The 5,528-nt window shown below is 67.9% G+C and carries 6 protein-coding genes; 4 read left to right on the forward strand and 2 right to left on the reverse strand.

Features of this window, described 5'->3' with window-relative positions:
- Positions 1 to 47: 47 nt before the first annotated feature.
- Both DFP89_RS19600 and DFP89_RS19605 read right to left on the reverse strand, forming a co-directional pair.
- Entirely contained in the window at positions 48 to 1,529 is a 1,482-nt protein-coding gene (locus DFP89_RS19600; protein WP_114350996.1) for a Y-family DNA polymerase, read from the reverse strand.
- Positions 1,450 to 2,205 carry an ImuA family protein gene (locus tag DFP89_RS19605; protein ID WP_114350997.1) on the reverse strand — a complete coding sequence of 252 codons (756 nt, stop codon included), beginning with the start codon at positions 2,203 to 2,205 and terminating at the stop codon, positions 1,450 to 1,452. Before DFP89_RS19605 ends, DFP89_RS19600 begins: the two co-directional genes overlap by 80 nt.
- Positions 2,206 to 2,297: 92 nt before the next feature.
- On the opposite strand from DFP89_RS19605, the gene DFP89_RS19610 reads away from it, so the two are divergent.
- From DFP89_RS19610 to DFP89_RS19620, 4 genes are all read left to right on the forward strand, one after another.
- Complete coding sequence (locus DFP89_RS19610) at positions 2,298 to 3,005, forward strand: SOS response-associated peptidase (protein ID WP_245948887.1); 708 nt, start codon at positions 2,298 to 2,300, stop codon at positions 3,003 to 3,005.
- A gap of 376 nt (positions 3,006 to 3,381) precedes the next feature.
- Positions 3,382 to 3,969: a hypothetical protein gene (locus DFP89_RS20455; RefSeq protein ID WP_181870413.1), complete on the forward strand. Its 588-nt coding sequence runs from the start codon at positions 3,382 to 3,384 to the stop codon at positions 3,967 to 3,969.
- A 214-nt stretch (positions 3,970 to 4,183) separates the two neighbouring features.
- A complete protein-coding gene (locus DFP89_RS20460) occupies positions 4,184 to 5,113 on the forward strand; it encodes a hypothetical protein (RefSeq protein WP_181870414.1) in 930 nt (309 codons plus the stop codon).
- Positions 5,114 to 5,190: 77 nt separating this feature from the next.
- The coding region (locus DFP89_RS19620; protein WP_147273366.1) for a hypothetical protein at positions 5,191 to 5,528 on the forward strand (338 nt) is incomplete at its 3' end.

The following is a 5,528-nucleotide window of genomic DNA, read 5'->3' on the forward strand; positions in this document are numbered from 1 at the left end:
CCCGCGCAGGAAGGAAAAATCCGAGGTGACATGAAGCTCGGCATATCTCATCCAAAGATCCCGTGCAGGAACCAGCGATGCGAGCCGGTGGCGGCGTCCTCGCCGTCGCCCGCGCGAAAGATCCACAGCCGTTCGCCCGCATCATCCTCGACGCGGAAGTAATCGCGCACGGCGATGCGCTCCGCCTCGCGGGTCCACCATTCGCCAAAGATGCGTTCCGGGCCATCGGCGCGGGCGATGCGGCGGCGCACGCCGCGCCAGACGATCCAGACCGGCGGCTGGTCGGGCAGCAGCGCCATGGTGTCGATCGCTTCGGGGCGCGGCAGCAGACGCGACGGGCGCGGCCAATGATGCGGCCAGCCCGCACCGCTATCCTCGGCCAATGCGGGAATCCGGCGGCTGGACCGTTCGGGCACATCGCTGTCAACGGGCGCGAAGCGGTAGATCGCCTGCGCGCCGACGCGATTGGCCAGAATGTCGATTAGACCGGACAGATCCGGCGCCTCGGGCGCAAGCGTGCTGGTCTGGCGCGCGGCCAGTGGCTCGGCGATGGTTGCGGAAAGCGTCATGATCTCGATGCCGAGGCCCGGGGCAATGCTGGGGATCTTGTCGCAAAGCAGTCGGGTCAGGCGGGCCGGATCGCGTTGCGCCACAGCCAGGCCCACGCGCACGGTCTGCATCTCGCGGTCGGTGCGGTGGCAGATCAGATCCAACCTGCGGGCGCCAAGGCCCTGCGCTTCCAGCTGCGCGCAAAGTGCCGCTACCAGCTTGGCGATATAGCGCGCGATGGTCTCGGGCGCGGCAATGGGTTCGGCAAAGGCGCGGCGGGTCTCGATCAGGTCTGCAGGCCGTAGGGCATCGATCGGTTCCGGAGCATCGCCAAACATCTGGTCGATGCGGCGGATCAGCTCGGGGCCAAAGCGGCGGGTCAGCGGCGCGCGTGGCTGCGCCAGGAGATCGCCGATGCGGCCAAAGCCCATGTCGCGCAGACCGGCCACGGTGGCGGCGGGCAGCCGCAGCGCCTCGGGCGGCATGTCGGCCAGATCGCCACTGAACCGCGCCAGCGCATGCGCCGCGCCCCAGGTTCCGGCCACCGCCGCGCGCGCGGTCACACCCGACAGCGCAAGCCGGCCGGTCAGCGCCTCCAGCATCGGGTCTTCGCCGCCATGCAGATGCGCGGCACCGGTCGCGTCGATGACGATCCCGTCCGGCGGATCGACCGCGACGATGGGCGCGATGCGCTGCAGGATCCAGAAGGCCAGCCGCTCGAGGCTCGCCAGATCCTCGGCCACATTCGCAGGCGCGATCCGCAGATCCGGCACCAGCGCCTGCGCCTTGCTGACCGGCATGCCGGGCCGCAGGCCAACCCCTGCCGCCAGCGCATCCACCGCCGTTACCACGCGGCGACTACCGATGCGTCCTGCCAGAACCAATGGCCTTTCCGGTGGCCTATCCGAAGGCGTGCCGTCCTGCCGCCGCAGCCGATCCACCGGCCACATCGGCAGGAAGACCGAGATGACCCGTGCCATCACATGCCTCCAGTTCCAGATCGAACGACTCCCCGGCCCGCGCGCGCAGCAGTTCCACCAGCCAGCGCGCCCGGCCCACCCCTGGCACCGGCAAAGGCGAGGACGGCAGCACCGAGACCCGCCAGCGCGTCATCGCCGCCGTGGGTTGGCCAAAATCGCTGACATCAGCCTGTCTGCGCCAGCGGCGCAGGGCGATGCCGGTGGTGCCCGAGGTCTTGGCCGCCAGATGCAGCCGACGCGAGGCGGTCATCGACAGTCGCGCCACATCCGCCACCACGGCGGCCAGACTGCCATGGCGCAGCCCCTCCTCCATACAGGCCAGCACCGCCGTATCGTCGCCCGCCTCGACATGAATCACCCGGCCTGGCGGCAGGCCGGCCTGTTCCAGCCCCGGCGCGAACAGATCGGCCTGCGTCACGCACCAGAGCACCTGCCCGGGCAAGCGCGCGGCGATCCCAGCGGCAAAACAGGCCGCCGCCGCGCCATCGGTGGCGCCATTGCCGCCGCCCGCGACCTCGTGCAGGCAGCCAAGCGCCAGCCCGCCCGTGGGCAGGCGGCGGTCAAGCTCGGCCAGGCCGAAGGGCAGCGCCGCCAGCGGCGGGCCGTGATCGCCCTCGATCGCTGCGATCCGGTGCCGCAGCGCCACGAGAGCCGGATCGGAACGAGGCGCGGACATGGCAGTGTCGGGCTCCTGTCAGGACGGGAATCAAGGCGTCATGTTCTTCATTTGTTCTGATTTAGGCCGTGAGTCAATGCTGCGGGGGATTTGTGATCCTCGCCATCCGGGCCCATATCGACAGGAATGCCGTGGCCGGAGGAGGCAAGCCGATGTGCAACCTGTATAATCTGACCACGAATCAGCAGGCGATCCGCGACATCGCCGGCGCGACGTCCGACAGCCTCGGCAATCTTGAACCTTCGCTCGATGTCTATCCCGACCGCCCGGCACCGGTTGTCCGCAATACCGGCAGCGGTCGCGAGCTGGCGCGGCTCACCTGGGGCATGCCGACGCCGACGCAATTCCTGAAGGCGCCGGATGCGCCGGACAGCGGCGTGACGAACATCCGCAACACCGCCAGTCCGCATTGGCGGCGCTGGCTGGGGGTCGCGCATCGCTGCGTGGTGCCGGCGACGGCCTTCTCGGAATACGGCCAGCGGCCCGATCCAGTGACCAGGCGCAAACCGCTGCATTGGTTCGCGCTGGACCAGACGCGGCCGCTATTCTTCTTTGCCGGGATCTGCACGCCGTGGCGGGGCACACGGGGCTCAGCGAGGACGCCCCGCACCGGCGATCATCAGCTCTTCGCCTTCCTGACGTGTGCACCGAACAGCGTGGTCGGGCGGATCCATCCCAAGGCCATGCCGGTGATCCTGACCTCGGCGGCCGAGATCGACACCTGGCTGGGTGCCGACTGGTCCGAAGCCCGCCACCTGCAGCGCCCGCTGGAGGATGATGAGCTGATCGAGGTGGAGTGATGCCGCTGCGGCGCGGACGGGCGACAGAACTACTTACCTGCAGTCAGCTCCAGCCATGGCGTGAGGCGGTTTGGCGCACTCAGGTGTAAGATTTCCTTGAAGTCTCAAGGCCGAGTTCAATCAACTGGCGGATTGCTTCGCTTTCAGACCCAATTCGCTTCTCGAAACGAAAGTCGGCGATCCGCTGAGCTTGCTCTTCGCTGAGGCCGATGAGCTTCTTGACGGGGTAGATAGATGGTTTGGACATAATTCGTCGTATAAAGCATAGTCTATACGTTGACAATGCCACCTATAGGTTATATATCTTATATCAGGCCAAGGAGAGGCGGCAACCTCCCCCCGGCCCTAATCAGGTCAACCTTGTAGGAGATCGACCATGACTGTTTACCAATCTATTCATTCTGCTGGCGTTCTGGAAGCCTTTGCTCCGGGTTTCACGCATACGTCGGTGACGCGACGCTTTGGCGTTATGCAGCGGGCGCTTGGGGCGTGGATCGAGGCTGAGCGGGATCTGGAGCATTCCGGCAGCTGGGATCCGGCCTGCGATCACTGGCTGCGCGATGCAGAGGCCGCACGGGCGGCGGTCGGGGCGGCGCTGGATGCGCTCTGCGATACGCCCGCCGAACGGCTGGAGGACCGGCCGCTGTTGCGGATTGCGCGGTTGACCCGGGCGCTGGCGCTCAGCGAGGATGGCGCGGAATTCGCCCAGCTCTATGCGCGGGTGACGGCGCCCGGGGCGCTGCTGCGCTGTCCGGGGCGGCATCCGCTGGCGCTGCGGGTGAACCTGATGCTGGCCGAGGCGCGGCGCGCGCTGGCGCAGCTCGCCGCCCTGCCCGACCATGCACAGATCATCGAAGGTAATTGCGTCGAGATCGTGCCCGAGGATCTTGCGATCGCTGAGACTGCTTGCACTGTGGCTTCCGACGCGTATCCGCCGGTCATGCAGGCCGCGCCCGGCGTGTAGCGCCCAACCTGCGGCATCCTGAACACGCGCGGCCCGGACAAGAGTTCGGCCCGCCGGGTTCTGCTCTGCACAGCAATGACGCGGCGGATTCTTCGCGCACTGCCTTGATGTGCACCGCGCCGCCACACTGCCACCCTTCCCAGGTTCCCCGCCCGGACTGCTATCTCCGCAGCCCCGCGCCTTCCACGCATCCCGCCCCACGGGAGGATCTCTCATGCCTTCAACCTACGACACGCCCGTCTTCCCCGGCCCGGTCCATGCGCATTGGCAGGCAACCGCCGCCTCGAAGGGCTTTGACCTCATCGCCCGCATCCGCGACCGCTATCATCTGCAATTGCGCTGCCAGACCTGCAGCGGCAGTTTCACCGCCAAACTGTTCACGCTGATGCGCCACCAGCCGCTCTGCCCGCATTGCCTGGCCGCCCGGCGCAGCGCGGTGGCCAATGCAGCGGGCATCACCCTCCTTGGCCCCGATCCCGACCGGCGCGGCTATGGCCGGTTCCGCGCACCCTGCGGCCATGTTCTGGCGCGCCAGTTCGAGCTGATCGACCGTATCGCCAAGGGCGCGACCGGGCTGCGCTGCGAGACATGCCATAACGCCCGCGAAGCCGCCGAGGCGCGGCGCTTTGACTGGGAACGGCTCGGGTATTGCCCCTCGGGGCGGCCGAACTACCGGCTCTATCGCCATCACTGCGGGCATGTGCAGCGGATTGCGCAGGCCAATATGCTCTGGGGCCAATGCGATTGCGCCGGCTGCGGCCAAGGCTGGAACGCCAAGCCGAGCTTTCTTTATCTCCTCCGCATCGTCCTGCCCGCGGGCGCGAACCGACCCACCCGACATTACCTCAAGCTGGGCTACAGCGCCCATCCGGTCAAGCGCCACCGCCATCAGCTGGGCCTGCCGCGCGACGCGCAGGTCGAGCTGATGCGGGTGTTGGCGATGGCGTCGGGCCATCTTGCCTGCAGGGCGGAACAGGCCGCGCATCGCCGCCTGACCAGCGCCCATCCCGAGGCCGTGGTGCCCGCAACGGAGCTTGCCGGCGCGATGAATGTGGTGCGCGAGATCTATCGCCCGATGCTGCTGCCAATGATCGAGGCCGAACTCGACCGCATCGCGGCTGAGGCCGACAGAACCTCCGGCTGACACCCTCGCCCCTTTCATATCATTCCTCCCGCGCCACCCTGCGGCGCGGCCCGTCCTCTCATGCCGAGGCACCGCCCATGACCCAGCACCAGCCCGTCCCGCAGCCCGCCCCGAAGAAAGCCGCTCGCCCCGCCCAACCCGGCTGGACCTATCTCGCCCATAAACTCCTGCAGCGGCTGCAGGATCACGAGGATCTGCCGGAATCCGACGCGGATGCGACCGATGACCCGGCCCGCTTGCAAAATCCCACGCCGCCCGCGCTGACCAGCCGCACGCTGCTGATGGGCCTGCGCCTCGCCGCCAGCTTCGGCAGCCAGGCCGCCGTCAATGCCGCGATCACACCCAACGCCATCACACTTCTGCGTGGCGTCACCGCTGAAGACTGGCCCGCGCTGCACTACATCCTGCCCTGCCT

Source organism: Paracoccus lutimaris, from assembly GCF_003337565.1.
GTDB classification, from domain to species: domain Bacteria; phylum Pseudomonadota; class Alphaproteobacteria; order Rhodobacterales; family Rhodobacteraceae; genus Paracoccus; species Paracoccus lutimaris.